The organism is Pelomonas sp. Root1237 (assembly GCF_001425055.1).
GTDB lineage: Bacteria > Pseudomonadota > Gammaproteobacteria > Burkholderiales > Burkholderiaceae_C > Pelomonas.
Map to the genome: position 1 here is coordinate 363,954 of NZ_LMDK01000018.1, position 20,024 is coordinate 383,977.

A 20,024-nucleotide genomic window follows, 5' to 3' on the forward strand; every position below is an offset into this window, starting at 1 on the left:
CTGGGGCCGACTTGGTTTCGACGTGGGTGCGGATCCGGAGTAGGGCATGTCGAGCACCAGTTCGCTCGTAAAACCACTGGAAACAAAGTAACTGCAAACGACTCTACGTTCGCACTCGCCGCTTAATTGCGGATGAGCTTCTCAACGGCAGGCCGATGGGCCGGGCTGAGTTCCGCAAGGGGCAAGGCTGAGAAGTCACTCACATCGGCTGGCGTCGCACCGGGTCACTCGGTGGGGCGTGAGATCAAGTGACTGGCGGGAAAGCTAGCGTGCCACTGCGCGAGTTGACCGTGAGATTCAAATCAGCCGGCTAAACATGTAGATCTGCCCGGTGATGGCTTGCGGACGGGGGTTCAATTCCCCCCGGCTCCACCATCCAATTGAGAAGGCCCGTGTCGGTGACACGGGCCTTTTTTCATCTCGAGTGCGCCGGGGTCAATTGAACCCCTGTCCGCGAATCAGCCCAACAGCCAGGCCCTCGATGCTGAAGCTCTCGCTGTGCTCATCGACGCGGATGGGCTCGAAATCGGCGTTCTCGGGCAGCAACTGGATGCCATCAGGCCCACGCTTGAAGCGCTTGACCGTGACCTCGTCGCCGACCCGAGCCACGACGATCTGGCCATTGCGCGCCTCCTTGGCCGACTGCACAGCCAGCAGGTCGCCATCGAGGATGCCGATGTCCTTCATGCTCATGCCCTTGACCTTGAGCAGGTAGTCGGGCTTCCTAGCGAACAGGCCGGGCTCGACCGTATAGGTCTGCTCGACATGCTCCTGCGCGAGGATGGGCGCGCCAGCGGCGACGCGGCCGATCAGGGGCAGGGTCAGCTGGGCGAAGTGGGGAATCGGAAGGTTGAATTGGCGGGCGCGGTTGACGGCGCTCAGCGCATCGGACTTGAGGCGAATGCCGCGCGAGGTGCCGCCGACGAGTTCCAGCATGCCCTTGCGAGCCAGGGCCTGCAGATGCTCCTCGGCCGCGTTGGCGGACTTGAAACCCAGCTCGGCGGCAATCTCGGCGCGGGTGGGTGGCGAGCCGGTGCTTTCGATCGCGTTGCGGACCAGGTCGAAGATCTGCTGCTGTCGGGCGGTAAGCTTGGGTCGGTCTTGCACGGGGCGGCCTTTTCGTCAGGGCTGGAAATTTGTCCAGCACCTGTATTTTCATCCAGGAATCCAAGAAATTGCAAACCTTTGACCGTCTGATCGTCATTCTGGGCACCGGCGGCACGATTGCCGGCACTGCCAAAACCGCCAGCGACGGTGTGGGCTACACGGCGGCGCAATTGAGCGTTGAGGATTTGCTGGCGGCAGTGCCCGCGCTGTCGGGCCAGAAGCTCGAGGCGCAGCAGGTTGCCCAGCTCGACAGCAAGGACATGGATTTCGCGACCTGGCAGCGGCTCGCAGTCGCCGTACAGCAGCACCTCGACCGGCCTGAAGTCGCTGGCATCGTCATCACCCATGGCACGGACACGCTCGAGGAGACCGCCTACTTCCTGCAGCGCGTGCTGGCACCTGTCAAGCCCGTCGTTCTGACGGCCGCGATGCGGCCGGCGACGGCGCTGGCGCCCGACGGGCCGCAAAACCTTTTCGATGCGGTGCAGGTGGCAGCGACGTCCGATGCGGCGGGCGTCGTCGTCGCATTCGCAGGCCGTGTGCACGATGCGACCCAGGTGCGCAAGACACACAGCTATCGCGTTGACGCCTTCGAGTCGGTCGACGGGGCGCTGGTGGCGCGGGTGGAGGAGGGCGTCGTGCGCCAGCTTGGCCGCTGGCCCGTGGGCGATGGCCTGGGGCTGGCGCGCATCGCCCGGCCGGCCGCACGCTGGCCGAGGGTCGAGATCGTCATGAACCATGCCGGTGCGGATGGCGTTGTCGTGCGGGCGCTCTGCGCGGCAGGCATCGACGGGCTGGTCGCCGCTGGCACGGGCAACGGCACGCTCAGCACCACGCTGGCTGCCGCGCTGCACGAAGCCCGGGCCGGCGGCGTCAAGGTCTGGCGCAGCACGCGCTGCGACGCCGGCCCGGTCATGGACTTGCCCGGGCTGCTGCCCAGCGCCGGCGCGCTGAGCCCGGTCAAGGCCAGGATCGAACTGATCCTGAGCCTGCTGGGCGACTGAGCCTCAGCGGCTGCGGCGCCGGGCCACGAAACCGACCAGGCTCAGGCCGGCCAGCAGCAGGGCATATTGGCTGGGTTCAGGCACGGCCGCGATGGCTTGGTTGGTCAGATTGCCCTCGAAAGCGAAGACGTAGAACTGGTTGCCGTAGGCTGCCGGCGCGCTGCCGCCGTTCGGGATTGCCGTGGCCAGGAAGTCGTTGTCGTTGGCGAGATACAGCGTGTGCATCGTTTTGCCGTTGACGATGACATCCTCGCCGAAGGCAATGCCTTCGAGCTTGGCCGGTATCAGCGCGTCGGAAATGCCGGCGGCGTTGAGCGCGGCCTTGATGTCGAGGAATCGCGTGCCGACTATTGCCGTGCCGGGTTGGGTGCGCAGGTCAGCGATGCCACTGACCTCGGCGGCACCGGTCAGGTCGATCTTGACGAGCTGTTTCACCGCCGCCTTGGAGCCGTCGCCCATGCCCTTGCCGTCGCGCTCCAGCACGATGAGTTCGTGGTCGTTCAGTGCCAGCAACTCGCTGCTGTTGTAGGCCTTGCCGTTGATCTGGTTGTCGAAAGCGAACTGGCTGGTGGCTCCCGTGGCGACGTCGATCTTGACGATGCGGTTGTAGCGGCCGCCGTCGCCGCCGTCCTGGGCCAGCGGGCTCTGCACGAAGCCGAACAGCGTCTTTCCGTCGGGCGAGATGGCCAGGCCCTCCATGCCCTTGTTGGCGACGCGGCCTGCCGTGTTGCCAGAGATCTCGGCGGCGCCGGAAGAGCTGACGTTGCCAACGGCGAAGCTGCTCGGCAGGCTGAAGGTGCGGATGCGCTCGCCCGTCGCGCGGTCGAACTGGTAGACGTAGGGGCCGTACTCGTCGGAGATGAAGACGCTCTTGCCGTCGTTGGAGACGCGGATGCCTTCGGGGTCCAGGCGCGCGTTGGCCGGGTTGGTCGACAGACCGGAAGCAAAGTTGTCGGAGCGGCCCGAGAAGTAGTTCTTGCTGCCGGCGAGGACTGTGCTGCTGTCGACGATACCGCTCAGTGTCGCGGCCTTGGGGCCGTAGTTCAGCGTTGTGGAACTGGACAGCAGCGTGGTGGCCTGCAGCGTCGGCGTCAGCGTGTACGGCAGGGCGGAGCCGGCCGCGTTGGCGGTGAGGCTGAGCTGCACCGTCTGGAAGCGGGCGATGAAGGACGTCGTGTTGTCGAGCTGCGGCGCGCCCCAGTCATTGGCGTTCGGACCGCGGTCCGGCAGCGCCAGGAAGGTGTTGCCGCCGGCCCAGGCCAGGCCCGAGCCCATGCCGCCGAGCAGGTTGGCCGCGAGGCCGCTTTCGAGGGAGTAGTTCAGGCCGGAAAGGTCGCTCAGCGAGCCGCTGAGGTTGCCCATGCCGATCAGCACCGGTTCGGCCGCGCGGGATGGAGCGGCGAGGGCCAGCAGGGCGCTGGCGATGGCGGTGGTCAGGAAGAGGCGCATCGCGGGTCTCCGGGTGTGATTGGAAAACCCGCGATGCTGACCGGCGCACGTGACGCCGGCGTGACGGCCATTCAGACGACGGTTAGACGACAGTCAGCGAGACGTCGACGTTGCCGCGCGTGGCGTTCGAGTAGGGGCAGACCTCGTGGGCGGTGGCGACCAGAGCCTCCAGGGCGGCGCGGTCCATGCCGGGCACGGAGATCTTCATGTCGACCTGGATGCCGAAGGCCCCGGGCTTGTTGGCGTGTGGGCCGATGGCGACGTCGCTGGTAATCGAGACCTCGGCAGGCAGGCTGATCTTCTGCTTGCCGGCGACGGCTTTCATGGCGCCAATGAAGCAGGCGGAATAGCCGGCCGCGAACAGCTGCTCGGGGTTGGTGCCCGGGCCGCCGGCGCCGCCGAGTTCCTTGGGCGTGGACAGCGTCACGTCGATGGCGCCGTCGGACGACTTGGCGGTGCCGGCGCGGCCACCGGTGGCAGTGGCGGTGGCGGTGTAGAGGGCTTTTTCGATGGCCATGGTGGCTCCTTTGGGGTGGTGGGGGAAGAAATCAGGCAGCCGTGTCGGCGGCCCGGTTGAGTTGCTGGCGCAATTGCGTGAGCCGCTGCGTCAGCGCGATGACCTCGTCCAGTTCGCAGGCGCTGGCGCAGGCGAGGTGGCCCGGGATGTCCAGGGCCTGCTCGCGCAGCTTGCGGCCCTGCGGCGTCAGGAAGATGTCGACACGACGCTCGTCGTCGCTGGCGCGGCGGCGCTCGATGTGGCCCAGGGCTTCCAGGCGCTTGAGCAGCGGCGTCAGCGTGCCCGAGTCCAGCGACAGGCGCTGGCCGAGTTGTGAGACGCTGGGGCCTTCGACCTCCCACAACACCAGCATGACGAGGTATTGCGGATAGGTCAGGCCCAGCGGCGCCAGCAGGGGCTTGTAGATGCGGGTCATGGCCAGCGAGCTGCTGTACAGCGCGAAGCAGAGCTGGCGGTCCAGCTGCAGCCATTCACCGCGAGGATCGGCGGTGGGGGTGGAGGTCTTGCTGCGTGCCATGGCCATTAATGTAGTTCGCAATTAAATTGCACACAAGTTAAATGGTCTTTCATGCGACACCGGACGCTAGGGCGATCTGAGACGATGCGCCACCCCCAATCACAAAAGACGAGGAGAGACGATGCAGATGGTCGCAATCGTGCTGTCGGCGCTGGTCGCGCTGTTGCACCTGTATTTCCTGGTGCTGGAAATGTTCTTCTGGACCAAGCCGCTGGGCCGCAAGGCCTTCGGGCTGAAGGCGGACTTCGCCGAGCAGACCAAGGCACTGGCGGCCAACCAGGGCCTCTACAACGGCTTTCTCGCCGCAGGCCTGGCCTGGGGCCTGATGCAGGGCGCCGCAGGCGCGGGCAAGCCCTGGCTGGTGTTCTTCCTGGGTTGCGTCGTCGTGGCCGGCGTGTTCGGCGCGGCCACGGCCTCGAAGAAGATCCTTTTCGTGCAGGCGCTGCCAGGCGCGATTGCCCTGGCAGCGGTGCTCGCGATCTAGGCGTTCAGCGCCTCGATCTGCTCACCCAGCTCCAGCCAACGCGCCTCGTCGGCTTCGAGCTGGTCGCTGATCGCCTTCAGGCGCTTGCCCATCTCGGCAATGGCCGAGGCGGCAGCGCCTTCGGCGAGCTGGGCTTCGATGCCGGCGCGCTCAGTGGCGAGAGCATGCATGCGCTTGTCGATCTGCTCCATCTCCTTGCGCAGCGGCCGCGTCTGGTCGGCCAGCTTGGCGCGCGCCTGACCCGAAACCTTGCGGTCCTCGCGCGCGGCAGGCGCAGGCGCAGCTGAAGCCTTGACCACTGGCGCCGGCGCTGCCGCCGACTGCTTCTTGGCCGCACGGGCGGCTTCCTTGCTCTGGTCGAGCAGCCATTTCTGGTAATCGTCCAGGTCACCGTCGAAAGGCTTGACGACGCCGTCGGCCACCAGCCAGAACTCGTCGCAGACCTCGCGCAGCAGCGCGCGGTCGTGGCTGACCAGCATGACGGTGCCCTCGAACTCGTTGAGCGCCATCGACAGCGCCTCGCGGGTGTTCAGGTCCAGGTGGTTGGTGGGTTCGTCCAGCAGCAGCAGGTTGGGGCGTTGCCACACCAGCATGGCCAGCACCAGCCGCGCCTTCTCGCCGCCAGACAGGCTGCCGACGGCCTGGTTGACCATGTCGCCAGTGAAGCGGAACTGGCCGAGGAAGTCGCGCAGTTCCTGCTCGCGGCCGGCCGGGCCGACCTCACGGGCCAGCCGCACCATGTGCTCCAGCGGGCCTTCGTCCAGGCGCAGCACGTCCAGCTCCTGCTGGGCGAAGTAGCCGATGGACAGGCCCTTGCCCTGCGTTAGCCTGCCCGCCAGCGCCGGCTGGGTGCCGGCAATCGTCTTGACCAGCGTGGACTTGCCCTGGCCGTTGGCGCCGAGGATGCCGATGCGCTGTCCGGCCAGCACCGAGCGGTCGATGTCGCGCACGATCGTGGTCGTGCCATAGCCGGCCGACATCTCGTCGAACATCAGCATCGGGTTGGGCAGATTCAGCGGCTCGCGGAACTCGAAGTTGAAGTCGGCAGACGCCAGCACGGGCGCCAGCCGCTCCATGCGCTCCAGCGCCTTCACGCGGCTCTGCGCCTGCTTGGCCTTGCTGGCCTTGGCCTTGAAGCGGTCGATGAATTTCTGCAAGTGGGCCACGCGGTCCTGCTGCTTGGAGAAGGCGGCCTGCTGCAGCACCATGCGCTCGGCGCGCTGCGTCTCGAAGCTGGTGTAGTTGCCGCCGTAGCGCACGAGCTTGCCTTCGTCCAGATGCAGGGTGACCTTGGTGATCGCGTCAAGGAATTCGCGGTCGTGGCTGATGATGATCAGCGTGCCGTCGTAGCGCTGCAGCCAGGCTTCCAGCCAGACCAGGGCGTCCAGGTCCAGGTGGTTGGTGGGTTCGTCCAGCAGCATCAGTTCGGCCGGGCACATCAGCGCGCGGGCCAGCTGCAGGCGCATGCGCCAGCCGCCGGAGAAGCTGTTGACGGGAGCGTCGAGCTGCTCGGTCTTGAAGCCAAGGCCCATCAGCAGCGCCTGGGCGCGGGAGCGGGCGTCGAAGGCGCCAACGTCGGCCAGCAGCGCGTGGGCGTCGGCCATCGCATGGCCGTCGTTGGCGGCTTCGGCGGCTTCTAGCGCGGCGCGGGCAGCAACCAGCGGCAGGTCGCCTTCGAGCACGTAGTCGGTCGCGCCGTCCTCGGTCTCGGGCATGTTCTGGGCGACCTCGGAACGACGCCAGTGCTTGGGCACCTCGACCTCGCCCTTGTCGTTGCCCAGGCGGTGCGTCAGCAGCGCAAACAGGCTGGATTTGCCCGCGCCGTTGCGGCCGACCAGGCCGATCTTTTCGCCGGGCTGCAGCGTGGCCGAGGCGTTGTCCAGCACCACCTTGACGCCGCGGCGCAGCGTGATGTCGCGAAGTGTGATCATGTCGCCGCCTGCCGGGCCGCCCCAAAGGCGGCGAAGCCCCCTCGGGGGGCAGTGAGTGAAACGAACGTGGGGGCTGTCATGCGAGAGCCTCCTTCGTGACCAGCAGGACCTGGTCGTCGCCCGCGGAGGTTTCCAGCCAGACAACTTCCAGGGCCGGGAAGGCCGCCTCAAAATTCTCGCGTTCGTTGCCGATCTCGAGCACCAGCACGCCGTCGTCGTTCAGCGCAGCGGGCGCGGCGCGCAGCAGCTCGCGGATGAAATCCATGCCGTCGCTGCCGCCGGCCAGCGCCAGTTCGGGCTCGGCGCGGTATTCGGCGGGCAGGGCGGCCATGCTGGTGCTGTTCACGTAGGGCGGGTTGCAGAGGATGAGGTCATAGGTGCTTTCGGCACCGGCCAGGCCGTCGCCTTGCAGCAGGCGCACGCGCAGCGCCAGGTTGTGGCGCTCCACGTTCAATTTCGCCACGGCGAGTGCATCGACGTCGATGTCCAGCGCGTCCACCTCGACCTCCGGCCAGGCCATCGCTGCCAGCACGGCCAGGCTGCCGTTGCCGGTGCACAGGTCCAGCACGCGGCGGCTGTCGGGATGTAGCCAGGGGTCGATGCTGGCGTCGGCAATCAGCTCGGCAATGAAGCTGCGCGGCACGATGGCGCGCTCGTCGATGGTGAAGGGCACGCCTTGCAGCCAGGCCTCGCCGGTCAGATAGGCAGCGGGCTTGCGCGTTGCAATGCGTTGGTCGACGAGTTCGGTGATGCTGGCTAGGTCGGCCTCATTCAGCTCACGCTCGGCGTGTGCGTCCAGCGCGTCCAGGGGCAGTCCCAGGCGCCACAGCGCCAGCCACGCGGCCTCGTCAAAGGCGGTCGATGTGCCATGGCCAAAAAACACGCCCGCCTGGTCAAGGCGGGCGGCTTGGGTTTCGATACAGGTGATCAGTTTCAAGAGCCGCGGACGTCCAATGTGATTTCTGTGAAGCTGGCGTCGTCGCCGGCCTTTTCTTCTTTGCGCGGCGCCGTGACCAGGCGTTGGCCCGGCGCTTCGTTCTGCAGCCGCCACAGCAGGTTGGTCGGCGAGTCAGCGAACGCCAGGCCTTCCTCTCGGGTGATGGTGCCTTCGGTGATGAGCTTGGCGAAATGCTCTTCGTAGGTCTGCGAACCCTCGGCGATGGACTTTTCCATCGCCTCCTTCACGCCGGCGAAATCGCCCTGCTCGATGAGCTCGGACGTCAGCTTGGTATTGAAAAGGATCTCGACGACGGGCACGCGCCCGCCCGTCGTGGCGCGCACGAGGCGCTGCGACACGATGGCCTTGAGGCCAGCCGCCAGGTCGTTCAGCAGCGCCGGGCGGGACTCGGGCGTATAGAACGACAGGATGCGGTTCAGCGCGTGGTAGGTGTTGTTGCCGTGCAGCGTGGCCAGCACCAGGTGGCCGGACAGTGCATAGCTGATGGCCGCCGTCATGGTGTCGCGGTCGCGGATTTCGCCGATCAGGATGCAGTCGGGTGCTTGGCGCAGCGCGTTCTTCAGCGCGATCTGCAGCGACGCCGTGTCGCGGCCGATCTCGCGCTGGTTGACGACCGAGCGCTTGTTGCTGAACAGGTATTCGATCGGGTCCTCGATGGTGAGGATGTGCCCGGTCATCGTCTGGTTGCGCATCTCCAGCATGGAGGCCAGCGTGGTGCTCTTGCCGGTGCCGGTGGCGCCCACCATCAGGATGAGGCCGCGCTTTTCCTTGATCATCGTGCCCAGCACGCCCGGTAGCTGCAGGCTCTCCAGCGTCGGGATGTCGTGCGGGATGTGGCGGAACACGCCCGCGATCGAGCCGCGCTGGCGAAAGCCCGACAACCGGAAGCTCCCCACGCCACGCACCGACACCGCCATGTTCAGCTCGCCGGTGTTGTCCAGTTCGGCCAGCGATGCCGGGTCGATGACCTCGGCGATGAGCTGGCGCGGCTGGGGCGGCGTCAGCAGCTGGTCTGACAGCTGCACGGTCTGGCCATTGATCCGGATCAGCACCGGCATGTTGGCTGACAGATAGCAGTCCGAAGCACCCTTGTCGGCCATCAGCCGCAGGATGCGTTCCATGTTGCCGGCGCCGGGGCTGCTCATGATCAGGCCCGCAGCAGTTCGTTGATGCTGGTCTTGGAGCGCGTTTGCGCGTCGACCCGCTTGACGATGATGGCCGCGTACAGCGAGTAGCGGCCGCCATCCTTGGGCAGGCTGCCCGAGATGACGACGGAGCCGGCCGGGATGCGGCCGTAGCTGACGGTGTCGGTGGCGCGGTCGTAGATCGGCGTGCTTTGGCCGATGTAGACGCCCATCGAGATCACCGAGTTCTCCTCGACGATGACGCCTTCGACGACCTCGGAGCGGGCACCGATGAAGCAGTTGTCCTCGATGATGGTCGGGTTGGCCTGCAGCGGCTCCAGCACGCCGCCGATGCCGACGCCGCCGCTCAGGTGCACGTTCTTGCCGATCTGCGCACAGGAGCCGACGGTGGCCCAGGTATCGACCATGGCGCCTTCATCCACGTAGGCGCCGATGTTCACGTAGCTGGGCATCAGCACGACATTCTTTGCCTGGAAACTGCCGCGGCGCGCGACGGCCGGGGGCACGATGCGCACGCCGCTGGCGCGCAGCTGCTCGTCGCTCCAGCCCGCGTACTTGGTGGGCACCTTGTCGAAGAAGGTCAACTCCTTGTCGCCCATGATGCGGTTGTCGTTCAGCCGGAAGGACAGCAGGACCGCCTTCTTGACCCACTGGTGCACCGTCCACTGGCCGACGCTTTCGCGGGTGGCCACGCGCAGGCGGCCGGCGTCCATCTCGGCGATGACGTGCTCGACGGCCTGGCGCAACTCGGGCGCGTTGGTGGGATCCAGCGCCGCGCGGTTGTCCCAGGCGAGGTCGATCAGGCTTTGCAGTTCAGCGGTGTTCATGGGAGAGATTTCGTGAAGGAGACGATGCGGCGGGCGGCTTCGAGGCATTCGGCCTCGTCGGCCACGAGAGCCAGGCGGATGCGCCCGGCGCCAGGGTTGCTGCCATTGGCTTCGCGCGCCAGCAGGCTGCCCGGCAGGACGGCGAGATTGTATTGAGCGAGCAGCTCCTGGGCGAAGCGCACGTCGTTACCGCCTGGAACAGCCGCCCAGAGGTAGAAGCCGGCGTCGGGCAGGGCCACGTCCAGAACGTCAGCCAGCAGGGGCGTGACTTCGGCGAACTTGTGGCGGTAGCGGGCCCGGTTTTCGACCACATGGGCCTCGTCGCCCCAGGCCGCGATGCTGGCCGCCTGCACGATGGGGCTCATGGCGCTGCCGTGATAGGTGCGGTAGAGCAGGAACTTCTTCAGCAGGGCCGCGTCGCCGGCCACGAAACCCGAGCGCAGGCCCGGTACGTTGGAGCGCTTGGACAGGGACGTGAAGGCGATCAGGTTGCGGAAGTCGGGGCGGCCCAGCCTGGCAGCGGCCTCAAGGCCTCCCAGGGGCGCCTCGTCACGGAAATAGATCTCCGAATAGCACTCGTCCGACGCGATGACGAAGCCGTGGCGATCGCTCAATTCGAACAGGGCCTGCCATTCCGACAGCGGCATCACCGCGCCGCTCGGGTTGCCCGGCGAGCAGACATAGAGCAGCTGGGTGCGCGCCCAGGTCGCGTCATCGATCTGGCGCCAGTCGACGGCGAAGTTGCGCGTCGGATCGGAATTGGCGTAGGCCACCTCGGCACCGGCCAGCAACGCGGCCCCTTCGTAGATTTGATAGAAGGGATTGGGGCAGACGACGGTGGCGCCGGGTCGGCTCGAGTCGACGACGGTCTGGGCGATGGCAAACAGCGCCTCGCGGGAGCCATTGACGGGCAGAACCTGCGTGGCCGGGTCCAGCGTCAAACCGTAGCGACGCGCGATCCAGCCAACGATGGCCTCGCGCAGGGCCGGCGTGCCGGCAGTGGCCGGGTAGCCCGCCAGGCTCTTCATCGAGTTGCTGATGGCCTCCGCGATCAGGGCCGGTGCGGCATGGCGCGGTTCGCCGATGCCCAGCGAGATGGGCGCGAGGTCGGGATTGGGCGTGATGCCGGCGGTCAGCTCGCGCAGGCGCTCGAAAGGATAGGGGTGCAGCCGGTCGAGCCGCGGATTGACGGGAAAACTCATGCAGGCATGATAGGGCGCGGCCCGTGATCTGCAGCCTGGGGAGGCATGTGACGAAACGCTGTTGGCTGATCTGCGCGCTGCTTGCCGCAAATGGCGCAGCCCTGGGCCAGGCAGCCTGCCAGAAGGTCGTCGTGACGGCCGATCCCGAGTACCCGCCCTATGCCTGGTATGACGGCCAGACGCTGCGGGGCGCCAGCGTCGATGTGGTGCTGGCCGTGCTGCAAGCGATCAAGCTGCCCTATGAACTGCGCTATGTCGGGCCGTTCGTGCGCGTGCTGCAGAACGCGCGCGTCGGCGAGGTGGATATCGTCACCGAACTCAAGCGCAATGCCGAGCGCGAGCAATACCTGGCCTTCGCCGACACGCCCATCTTCACCAACCCTTCGTCGGTGTTTGTGCGAGCCGGGCAAAACCTGAAGTTCACCAAACGCGAAGACCTGCGCGGGTTGCGCGGCGGCGTCACGCATGGCACGCGGTTCGGTGACGGGCTGGACGAGTACATCGAGGCCAATCTCAATGTCGAGGCAGGGCCGGGCATCAAGGAGAACTTCCTGAAGCTCGACGCCGGCCGCATCGACTACTTCATTTCGCCACATTACCCGGCACTGTCCCATCTGATCACCAGCGGCAACGAGGGCAAGTACGTTGCGCTCAAGCCCTATGCGGCTGAGGCGCTGAACTATGTGGGCTGGTCACGCCGAAGCGCCTGCCTGGGGCGGCTGCAGGAGTTCGATGCCATGCTCAAGCGCTATCTGTCCACCTTGAACGCCGGCCGCATCGTCGATGACAACCAGGACGCGTGGCGGCGCAACCCCATCATGAAACGCTGATCAGCCCAGCATCCCCGACTCAAACCCATGGGCCGGCAGGTCCACGCGCTGCGCGGGCGTCCAGCCGGGCTTGCGGTGCTCGGCCACCACGTTGGTGTAGATGCCGCCGCGCACATACCACTTGGCCGTGATGCGGATGAAACGCGGGTCGGTGACCTTGATGATGTCGTCGAGGATGGTGTTGGTGACCTTCTCGTGGAAGGCGCCCTCGTTGCGGTAGCTCCAGAAGTACATCTTCAGGCTCTTGAGCTCCACGCAGAGTTCGTCCGCAATCATGTCGATCGTGAAGTGGGCGAAATCGGGCTGGCCGGTCAGCGGGCAATGGCAGGTGAACTCGGGCACCTGGAACTGGATGACGTAGTCGCGTTCCGGGTTCGGATTCGGAAAGACCAGGATGTCCTTGCTGGGCTTGGTGGGCGGGTTCTTGGGCACCTCGCGCATCTTGGGTTTCTTCTTGGCGGCGGGGGCGGAGGCGGACTTCTTGGTAGCCATGATGCAGGGTCAATCAGAGAGGGTGCGAATGCTATCATCCGACCCCGTTGAAGCGCCCCTGAAAGGCGCTTTTCTTTAGCCAAATCAAGGGCTTACGCGCAAGCTTCATGCGGCTGAACTCGATCAAGCTGGCCGGCTTCAAATCCTTTGCTGAACCCACGACCTTCCAGTTGCCCGGGCAACTTGTCGGCGTCGTCGGGCCCAATGGCTGCGGCAAGTCCAACATCATGGACGCGGTGCGCTGGGTGCTCGGAGAGAGCAAGGCGAGTGAGTTGCGTGGCGAGTCCATGCAGGACGTCATCTTCAACGGCTCGGGCAACCGCAAGCCCGCGGGGCGCTCCAGCGTGGAGCTGGTGTTCGACAACCAATCCGCCCGCGCCGGCGGCCCGTGGAACCAGTTCACCGAGATCGCCGTCAAGCGCGTGCTGACGCGTGACGGCACCAGCAGCTACTTCATCAACAACCAGCCGGTGCGCCGCCGCGACGTGCAGGACGTCTTCCTGGGCACGGGCCTGGGGCCGCGCGCCTACGCCATCATCGGCCAGGGCACCATCTCGCGCATCATCGAGAGCAAGCCGGAAGAGCTGCGCCTGTTCCTGGAAGAAGCGGCCGGCGTGTCCAAGTACAAGGAACGCCGCCGCGAGACCGAGAACCGGCTCAAGGACACCCGCGAGAACCTGACCCGCGTCGACGACATCCTGCGCGAGCTGAACGCGAATCTGGAGAAGCTGGAACGCCAGGCCGAGGTCGCGGCGAGCTATCGCAGCCTGCAGGACAGCGGCACGCTGAAGCTGCATCAACTGTGGTTCCTGAAGCTGCGCGACGCCGGCAACGAGGCGACGCGCGTCAAGGCGGCACACGCCGAGGCGCTGAATGCGCTGGAGTCGCGCACTGCCGAGCTGCGCGCCGTCGAGGCCACGCTGGAAGAAGTTCGCCAGGCCCACTACGCGGCGGGCGACGAGTTGCACGCGTCACAAGGCCGCTACGCCGAGGCCCAGCTCGAAGTGAGCCGGCTGGAAGAGCGCATCCGCTTTGTCGTCGAGAGCCGCAACCGCGCGCAAGCCCGCCTGACCGAGTTGCACACGCAGGACGGCCAGTGGCGCGAGCGCGTCGAACAGGCCAAGGCCGAGCTGGAAGGCATTGCCGAGCAGATTGCCGGCGCCGACGAACAGAGCGAGATCCTGGCCGCCCAGGCCGAGGAGCAGCAGGCCCAGCTGCCGCAGAGCGAGGACGCCGTGCGTGCCGCCCAGGCCCGAGCCAACGAGCAGCGTGCCCTGGTCGCCCAGGTGCAGCAGCAGATCCAGGTGCTGGCGGCCGAGAGCCGCAGCGTGGACGAGCAGGCGAGGGCGCTGCGCCAGCGCGAGGACAAGCTGACGGCCGAGTCGCGCGCCCTCGGTGCGCCCGATCACGAGGCGCTGGAAGCCCTGCGGGAGCGCAGCGCAGCGGCCGACGAGGCGCGCGATCTGTCCGACGCTCGCCTGCAGGAATTGGCCGAGCAGGTGCCGCAACTCGAAGAGCAGCGCCGCAACGCCCAGCAGGACACCAACGCCCAGCTCGCCCGGCAGTCCGACCTGACCGCTCGGCTCGAAGCGCTAAAGGCCCTGCAGGAGAAGGTGCAGACCGAGGGCAAGCTCAAGCCCTGGCTGGCCAAGCATGGCCTTGATGGCTTGCAAGGCCTGTGGACCAAGCTGCACATCGCCCAGGGTTGGGAGAACGCGCTGGAAGCCGCGCTGCGCGAGCGCATGGGCGCCTTGAGCGTCGGCCGGCTGGACACGGTGCGTGCCTTCGAGGCCGACTCGCCGCCAGCTCGCCTGGCTTTTTATTCGACGCCGAGCGGCTCCATCGCCAACACGCACGAGACGCTGCCCAAGCTCAGCGAGTTGCTGCGCCTGAACGACGCGGGCCTGTCCGCGCTGCTGAATGACTGGCTGGAAGGCGTCTACACCGCGCCGACGCTCGATGACGCGCTGGCCGCGCGCGGCAAGCTGACGCACGGCGAGCTGATCCTGACGCCGGCCGGCCACGCCGTTGGCCAGTTTTCGGTCACCTTCTACGCGCCCGACTCCGAGCAGGCCGGCCTGCTGGCACGCGCCCAGGAGATCGAGCAGCTGACGACGGCCCAGCGCGCCCAGAACCTGATCGCCGACGAGGCTCGCCTGTCGCTGAGCCGCATCGAGCACCAGTTCAACGACGCCAATGGACGGTTGACGACGCTGCGCCGCGAGGCCAGTGAGGCGCAGACCCGCGCCCACCAGATCCACGTCGAGCTGCTGCGCCTCTCCCAACAGGCCGAAGCCAGCCAGCAGCGCCGCAGCGTGCTGGATGCCGAGTTGGCCGAGATCGCCGCCCAGCAGGAAGGCCTGCAGGAGCGCCGCGCCGTCGGCGAGGCCCGCTTCGAGGAACTGGACATCCAGCTCGGCGACGCGCAGCAGCGCCACGCGGAGCTCGAAGACGGCACCATCGCCGCCGAGCGCAAGCTGGCTGATGCGCGCGAGCAATTGCGCGCGCTGGAGCGCCGCTCTCAGGAAGCGCGCTTCGCAACCCAGACGCTGGCTGCCCGCCGCGGCGAGCTGCAGCGTGGCATCGAAACTGCAGAGGCGCAGATCGCCACCGTCGCAACCTCGGCCGCCAGCCTGCAAGGCGAGTTGGACACGCTGAACGACGCCGCGGCGCAAGCCGGGCTGCAGGACGCGCTGGCCGTCAAGGTCGAACGCGAGCAGGCCTTGGCCGCCGTGCGCACCAACTACGACGATCTGAGCTTGCGCCTGCGCAAGGCCGACGAGCAGCGCATGGGTTTCGAGCGCAGCCTGGACCCGCTGCGCGAGGCCATCACCAAGCTGCAGCTCGAGGAGCAGGCCGCCCAGCTCGGCGGTGCGCAGTACCGCGAGCAACTCGAAGCGGCGGCCGTCGACCTGGAAGTGCTGGCCAAGTCCATCGAAGACGGCGTCGTCAAGCTCTACGGCCTGCAGGGCGAGATCGATCGCATCAACCGCGAGATCGCGGCCCTGGGCGCCGTCAACCTCGCCGCACTCGACGAGCTGACCACGGCCCGCGAGCGCAAGACCTTCCTCGACTCGCAGTGCGCCGACCTGAACTCGGCCATCAAGACGCTGGAAGACGCGATCCACAAGATCGACCTGGAGACGCGCGACCTGCTGGGCTCGACCTTCAACCAGGTCAACGACCACTTCGGCCGCATGTTCCCCGAGCTGTTCGGTGGCGGCGAGGCGCGCCTCGTGATGACGGGCGACGAGATCCTGGACGCCGGCGTGCAGGTCCTGGCCCAGCCGCCGGGCAAGAAGAACAGCACCATCCACCTGCTGTCGGGCGGCGAAAAGGCGCTGACGGCCATCGCGCTGGTGTTCGCGATCTTCCAGCTCAACCCGGCGCCCTTCTGCCTGCTGGACGAAGTGGACGCACCGCTGGACGACGCCAACACCGAGCGTTATGCGCGCCTCGTCACCAAGATGAGTGCGGGCACGCAATTCCTCTTCATCTCGCACAACAAGATTGCGATGGAAATGGCTGAACAACTGATTGGCGTGACCATGCAGGAGCAGGGTGTGTCGCGCATCGTGGCCGTCGACATGGACAAAGCCCTGGCGATGGCGGAGGCGGCATGAACGTTTCGTTGACCGAACTTCTGGCCATCACGGGTGGCGTGGTGCTGATCGGCGTCATCGCCCAGGGCGCCTGGGCCGCCCGCAAGGCGGGACCGAAGCGCGCGGTGCCGTCGTTGGAGGAGCCGCATTTCGACGCGCCGCCCGTGACGGCGGAGGCGACTGCCGAGGCCGAGGCGCTGGAAGCGACGCTGCCCGCCGTGGCCCGCCCGCTGCGCCGGCCGTCGGCGCGGATCGACGCGCTGATTGACGCCATCGCGACCATCACCGTCGAGGCTCCCATCTCTGGCGAAATGGCCCTGCAGCACCAGCCCGGCAGCCGCCGCGCCGGCACCAAGCCGCTGCAAATCGAAGGTCTGAATGCCGCAACCGGCGACTGGGAACTGCCCGCGCCCGGCCAGCGCTACAGCGAATTCCAGGCCGGGCTGAAGATGGCCAACCGCAGCGGCGCCCTCAACGAGATCGAGTACTCGGAGTTCGTGCAGAAGATCCAGGCCTTTGCCGACGGCGTTGGCGGCTTCGTGCAGTTCCCCGACATGCTGGACGTCGTCGCCCGCGCCCGCGAGCTGGATCAGTTCGCGGCCAGCCATGACGCCCAGCTTGCCCTGCTGCTGCGTGCCAAGGCCGCGGCCTGGACGCCAGGCTTTGTGCAGCAGGCCGCGGGTCGCCACGGCTTCGTCGCCGGTGCGCTGCCAGGCCGCCTCGTCATGCCGTCGGCAGAAGAGGGCGCGCCGCCGGTGCTGACGCTGCAGTTCGATGCCCAGGCTGCGCTGGCTGAAGACCCCGAAGCCCTGTCGCTGCGCGAGCTGACGCTGGCGCTGGACGTGCCGCAGACGTCGGCCGATCAGGAGCCGTTCGCGCTCTGGCAGGAGTCGGCCCGCGCACTGGCCCGCGATCTGGAGGCCGAGGTTTGCGACGACCGTGGCCAGGTGCTGGGCCTGCATGCCTTCGCGTCCATCGACGTTGAGCTGAAGAAACTCTACGAAGCTTTGGCGGAGCGTGATCTGGCCGCCGGCTCGCCTGCCGCACGAAGGCTGTTCAGCTGATCGCGTGACATTGGCCGCGCAAACGCCGCGGTCTGACTGACAACCGACGGGGCGGCGGGAGGCAAAGCTTCTAAAGTCTGCGCGTTACACGGCCCTTCAAGCCTGATGCGCAGCGGCGGCTTCCCCCAAGTTTTCAGTCCCACCCTTCGTCCAGCCACCCAGTTCTGGCTGGTGGGCTGGCTGTTGCTGCTGTCGCTGTTCGCTGGGCCAAGCCTCGCCGCCCCCACGCTCGCCCAGCAGATCGAAGCCATCGAAGCCAGCCATGGCAGCGAGCCGCCCGAGGTGGTCGCGCGCCTGCGGCCGCTGGAAGCGCAGGCCCGCGCCATGGGCGGCGACAACCTGCGCGTCTTTCTCGCCGCCTGGGGCTATGCCCACGGCATGATGGACCAGTTCACGGTGGTCGATGCGGCAACGGCCGAGCTCATCGATCTGGGCGAACGCGAAGGCAATGCCGCGGCCATGGCTTCGGCGCTGGCACTGCGCGCGACCGTCCTGCAACTGTCGGGCCGCCTGAGCGTCGCCTACGACTGGGTGAACGCGTCCCTGCCCTGGGTGGAAAAGACCCAGGACGAGCCCTTGCGCTACTGGGTGTTCATGACGGCGGGCAATCTGAGCCTCGCGACGGGGCATTTGCAGGAAGGCCTGCGCAGCTACGCGGCGGCGAGCCGGTCGGCGCAGGCCCAGTCCAACCCGCGGCGCGGGGCGCAGGCCCATATGGCGCTGGCGCCCATACGCCTGGTCCTGCACGACATCGACGGTGCCCGTGCCGATGCGCAGCAGGCCTTTCGCCTGGCCGAGTCCGCGGGCAGCCTGCCCCTGCAACTGGCGGCCAAGTTGATCGAGTCCCTGGCCGAGGAAGAGGCCGGCCGCGGCCCGGCGCGCGACCTGGCCCGGGAGCAGGCCCGTCGGCTGGCCGCCCAGATCGAGCCCACGCTGGCCGCCAGCGCTGCCGCCGTGAATCCTGCTTCGGGCAGCGCGACCTGGTTCAACACCCAGGCGGAGGTCGTGCAGGAACTGGCCGACCTGCACCTGAGCGCACGCAACTTTGTGGCCGCGCAGCGCTATGCCGAGACTGCGCTGAAGCTGGCCCGACAGGAAGGTGACGAGGACGCTGTGGCCGTGGCCACGATCAGTTCCGGGCTGGCGCGACTCGGCTTGCGCCAGACGGCCCCCGGCGACCAACTGGTGAACGAGGGCCTGGCGTCGCTGGAGAAGCAGGGCCGCAAGGTGCGCCTGCTGGAGCAGTTGAACCGGCATGCCGGCCTGCTGGAAGCCCTGGGCGATGCGGCGGGCGCGCTGCGCCAATCGCGCAAGGCACTGGGGCTGGAGGCCGAGCTGGTGCGCAACGACCGTGTCAGCACGGTGCTGGAACTGCAGCGCCGCTCCAGCTTCGAGCAGAACCAGCGCGCCCTGGAGAGCCTCAAGCATGACAACGAGCTGCAAGCCAGCCAGCTCGAGCGCCACAGCAGCGAAAGGCGGCTGACCCTGGGCCTGGCCCTCGCCCTGCTCATCGTCGTGCTGCTGACAGTGACCTTGTATCGCCGCGCCCGCAAGGCCAACCGCACGCTGCAGGCCCACAACGCCGAGCTGGCTTACGTCGGCCTGCATGACCGCGTGACCGGCCTGCCCAACCGGCGCGCACTGGAGCGGCGGGCCCGGGAGCTCGGCAACGAGAGCTTCATCGGCTTGGGGATAGCCATCAATCGCTTCAGCCGCATCATGGGCAGCCTGGGCCATGCCGCCGGTGACGACTTGCTGTGCCAGGTGGCAGCTCGGCTGAAGTCCGTCGTCGAGGGCGCCGGTGGCCGGCTCTACCGGATGGACGGACTTTCCTTCGGTGCCATCGTGCCCGCACTGGGCGATGACGCCGCCCTGCGCAGCCTGCTGGAGCAGCTGCTGCAGGTGATGCAGCCTGTCTTCGAAGTGCAGCGCCAGCAGCTCGCGGTGACCTTGAGCATCGGTGCCGCTGAATACCCGCGGCACGGCGCGCAGACCTCCGACGTGGCCAAGGCCATCCAGCTCGCCATGCGACAGGCGCAGGGCCAGCCGGGCAACAGCGCGGTGGTTTTCACGGCAGGCCTGCTGGCCGACCAGCAGGACCGGCTGCAACTGGAGGCCCGCTTGTCGCAGGCCCTGGAGCGCGGTGAACTCGAACTCTTCTACCAGGCGCAGTGCGATCTGCGCACGCGCCGGCTGTCGGGCTTTGAGGCGCTGCTGCGCTGGCGCAGCCCCGACGGCCTGATTGCGCCGGACCGTTTCATTCCGCTGGCCGAGGAATCCGGTCTCATCGTGCCCATTGGCCGCTGGGTGCTGCAGCAGGCCTGCCGCCAGGCCAGGATCTGGCATGACAGCGGGCTGGGCCGGCCCGTGATGGCCATCAACATCTCGCCGCGGCAGTTCCAGCATCCCGAGTTCATGGCCACGGTGCGCGAGGCGCTGGAGAGCAGCGGCATGGATCCGCACTTCATCGAGCTGGAGATCACCGAGGGCGCCATGATGGACGACGCCGAGTCCACCATCGCCAAGATGGCCGAGCTGCGTGCGCTGGGCCTGCACCTGGCCATCGATGACTTCGGCACCGGCTATTCGAGCCTGGCCTATCTGAAGCGCTTTCCCATCAACCGCCTGAAGATCGACCGCGCCTTCGTGCGAGACCTCGGCCAGGACGAGGGCGGTGCGGCCATCGTGCAGGCCATGATCCAGCTGTCGCACAGCCTGGGGATGACCGTGGTCGCGGAAGGCGTTGAGGATGCCAGCCAGGAGGCCTGCCTGCGCAACTGGCAGTGCGACGTGATGCAGGGCTTTGGCTATGCGCGCCCGCAGCCTGTGCGAGAGGCGACGGCCTTCCTGGAGCGGTGCAGCCGTGAGGGCGGGATCGCGGAATAAACTGAAGCT

The 20,024-nt window shown here is 67.3% G+C and carries 16 protein-coding genes and 1 other RNA gene; 7 read left to right on the forward strand and 10 right to left on the reverse strand.

Annotated features, from left to right (window positions below):
- Positions 1–2: 2 nt before the first annotated feature.
- Positions 3–375, forward strand: a transfer-messenger RNA (tmRNA) gene (gene ssrA, locus ASC91_RS29030).
- Positions 376–435: 60 nt separating this feature from the next.
- On the opposite strand, the gene lexA is transcribed toward ssrA, so the two are convergent.
- Entirely contained in the window at positions 436–1,107 is a 672-nt protein-coding gene (lexA, locus tag ASC91_RS22340; RefSeq protein ID WP_056202140.1) for a transcriptional repressor LexA, read from the reverse strand.
- Positions 1,108–1,175: 68 nt separating this feature from the next.
- Here lexA and ASC91_RS22345 point away from each other — a divergent pair, with 68 nt between their 5' ends.
- Entirely contained in the window at positions 1,176–2,111 is a 936-nt protein-coding gene (locus ASC91_RS22345; protein ID WP_056202522.1) for an asparaginase, read from the forward strand.
- A gap of 3 nt (positions 2,112–2,114) precedes the next feature.
- On the opposite strand, the gene ASC91_RS22350 is transcribed toward ASC91_RS22345, so the two are convergent.
- The 3 genes from ASC91_RS22350 to ASC91_RS22360 form a co-directional block, all read right to left on the reverse strand.
- Positions 2,115–3,560 (reverse strand): esterase-like activity of phytase family protein, encoded by a 1,446-nt coding sequence (locus tag ASC91_RS22350; RefSeq protein ID WP_056202143.1) that lies wholly within the window; start codon positions 3,558–3,560, stop codon positions 2,115–2,117.
- Positions 3,561–3,642: 82 nt separating this feature from the next.
- Positions 3,643–4,077, reverse strand: coding sequence for an organic hydroperoxide resistance protein (locus ASC91_RS22355; protein ID WP_056202145.1), 435 nt, complete (start codon positions 4,075–4,077; stop codon positions 3,643–3,645).
- 31 nt (positions 4,078–4,108) lie between these two features.
- Entirely contained in the window at positions 4,109–4,594 is a 486-nt protein-coding gene (locus ASC91_RS22360; RefSeq protein WP_056202525.1) for a MarR family winged helix-turn-helix transcriptional regulator, read from the reverse strand.
- Between the two features lie 121 nt (positions 4,595–4,715).
- Between ASC91_RS22360 and ASC91_RS22365 the strand changes: the two genes are divergently transcribed.
- Positions 4,716–5,078, forward strand: coding sequence for a DUF1304 domain-containing protein (locus ASC91_RS22365; protein WP_056202148.1), 363 nt, complete (start codon positions 4,716–4,718; stop codon positions 5,076–5,078).
- On the opposite strand, the gene ASC91_RS22370 is transcribed toward ASC91_RS22365, so the two are convergent.
- The 5 genes from ASC91_RS22370 to dapC form a co-directional block, all read right to left on the reverse strand.
- Positions 5,075–7,009, reverse strand: a complete 1,935-nt coding sequence (locus tag ASC91_RS22370; RefSeq protein ID WP_056202151.1) for an ATP-binding cassette domain-containing protein — start codon at positions 7,007–7,009, stop codon at positions 5,075–5,077. The two genes, ASC91_RS22365 and ASC91_RS22370, sit on opposite strands and share 4 nt — an antisense overlap.
- Positions 7,010–7,085: 76 nt before the next feature.
- Positions 7,086–7,946 carry a 50S ribosomal protein L3 N(5)-glutamine methyltransferase gene (gene prmB / locus ASC91_RS22375; protein ID WP_056202154.1) on the reverse strand — a complete coding sequence of 287 codons (861 nt, stop codon included), beginning with the start codon at positions 7,944–7,946 and terminating at the stop codon, positions 7,086–7,088.
- The gene (locus ASC91_RS22380) at positions 7,943–9,112 is read right to left on the reverse strand and encodes a PilT/PilU family type 4a pilus ATPase (RefSeq protein WP_235532062.1); all 1,170 of its coding nucleotides are present in this window, start codon (positions 9,110–9,112) and stop codon (positions 7,943–7,945) included. The genes prmB and ASC91_RS22380 overlap by 4 nt, the downstream gene beginning before the upstream one ends.
- A 2-nt stretch (positions 9,113–9,114) precedes the next feature.
- Positions 9,115–9,939, reverse strand: a complete 825-nt coding sequence (gene dapD / locus ASC91_RS22385) for a 2,3,4,5-tetrahydropyridine-2,6-dicarboxylate N-succinyltransferase (protein WP_056202156.1) — start codon at positions 9,937–9,939, stop codon at positions 9,115–9,117.
- Complete coding sequence (gene dapC, locus ASC91_RS22390; RefSeq protein ID WP_056202159.1) at positions 9,936–11,141, reverse strand: succinyldiaminopimelate transaminase; 1,206 nt, start codon at positions 11,139–11,141, stop codon at positions 9,936–9,938. Before dapC ends, dapD begins: the two co-directional genes overlap by 4 nt.
- Positions 11,142–11,188: 47 nt before the next feature.
- On the opposite strand from dapC, the gene ASC91_RS22395 reads away from it, so the two are divergent.
- The gene (locus ASC91_RS22395) at positions 11,189–11,971 is read left to right on the forward strand and encodes an ABC transporter substrate-binding protein (RefSeq protein WP_056202162.1); all 783 of its coding nucleotides are present in this window, start codon (positions 11,189–11,191) and stop codon (positions 11,969–11,971) included.
- On the opposite strand, the gene queF is transcribed toward ASC91_RS22395, so the two are convergent.
- Complete coding sequence (queF, locus tag ASC91_RS22400; protein WP_056202531.1) at positions 11,972–12,412, reverse strand: preQ(1) synthase; 441 nt, start codon at positions 12,410–12,412, stop codon at positions 11,972–11,974. It lies immediately after the preceding gene.
- 158 nt (positions 12,413–12,570) lie between these two features.
- Between queF and smc the strand changes: the two genes are divergently transcribed.
- From smc to ASC91_RS30695, 3 genes are all read left to right on the forward strand, one after another.
- The gene (gene smc / locus ASC91_RS22405) at positions 12,571–16,086 is read left to right on the forward strand and encodes a chromosome segregation protein SMC (RefSeq protein WP_056202165.1); all 3,516 of its coding nucleotides are present in this window, start codon (positions 12,571–12,573) and stop codon (positions 16,084–16,086) included.
- Positions 16,083–17,129 (forward strand): cell division protein ZipA C-terminal FtsZ-binding domain-containing protein, encoded by a 1,047-nt coding sequence (locus ASC91_RS22410; protein WP_056202169.1) that lies wholly within the window; start codon positions 16,083–16,085, stop codon positions 17,127–17,129. The genes smc and ASC91_RS22410 overlap by 4 nt, the downstream gene beginning before the upstream one ends.
- A 171-nt stretch (positions 17,130–17,300) precedes the next feature.
- Entirely contained in the window at positions 17,301–20,015 is a 2,715-nt protein-coding gene (locus ASC91_RS30695) for a bifunctional diguanylate cyclase/phosphodiesterase (protein ID WP_157281949.1), read from the forward strand.
- The last annotated feature ends 9 nt before the right edge of the window (positions 20,016–20,024 follow it).

Coding starts and splice junctions, on each gene's coding strand:
- ASC91_RS22350 (WP_056202143.1), bottom strand. CDS start 3,560: ATGCGCCTCTTCCTGACCACCGCCATCGCCAGCGCCCTGCTGGCCCTC.
- ASC91_RS22355 (WP_056202145.1), bottom strand. CDS start 4,077: ATGGCCATCGAAAAAGCCCTCTACACCGCCACCGCCACTGCCACCGGT.
- ASC91_RS22360 (WP_056202525.1), bottom strand. CDS start 4,594: ATGGCACGCAGCAAGACCTCCACCCCCACCGCCGATCCTCGCGGTGAA.
- ASC91_RS22365 (WP_056202148.1), top strand. CDS start 4,716: ATGCAGATGGTCGCAATCGTGCTGTCGGCGCTGGTCGCGCTGTTGCAC.
- ASC91_RS22370 (WP_056202151.1), bottom strand. CDS start 7,009: ATGATCACACTTCGCGACATCACGCTGCGCCGCGGCGTCAAGGTGGTG.
- ASC91_RS22380 (WP_235532062.1), bottom strand. CDS start 9,112: ATGAGCAGCCCCGGCGCCGGCAACATGGAACGCATCCTGCGGCTGATG.
- dapD (WP_056202156.1), bottom strand. CDS start 9,939: ATGAACACCGCTGAACTGCAAAGCCTGATCGACCTCGCCTGGGACAAC.
- dapC (WP_056202159.1), bottom strand. CDS start 11,141: ATGAGTTTTCCCGTCAATCCGCGGCTCGACCGGCTGCACCCCTATCCT.
- queF (WP_056202531.1), bottom strand. CDS start 12,412: ATGCGCGAGGTGCCCAAGAACCCGCCCACCAAGCCCAGCAAGGACATC.
- smc (WP_056202165.1), top strand. CDS start 12,571: ATGCGGCTGAACTCGATCAAGCTGGCCGGCTTCAAATCCTTTGCTGAA.
- ASC91_RS22410 (WP_056202169.1), top strand. CDS start 16,083: ATGAACGTTTCGTTGACCGAACTTCTGGCCATCACGGGTGGCGTGGTG.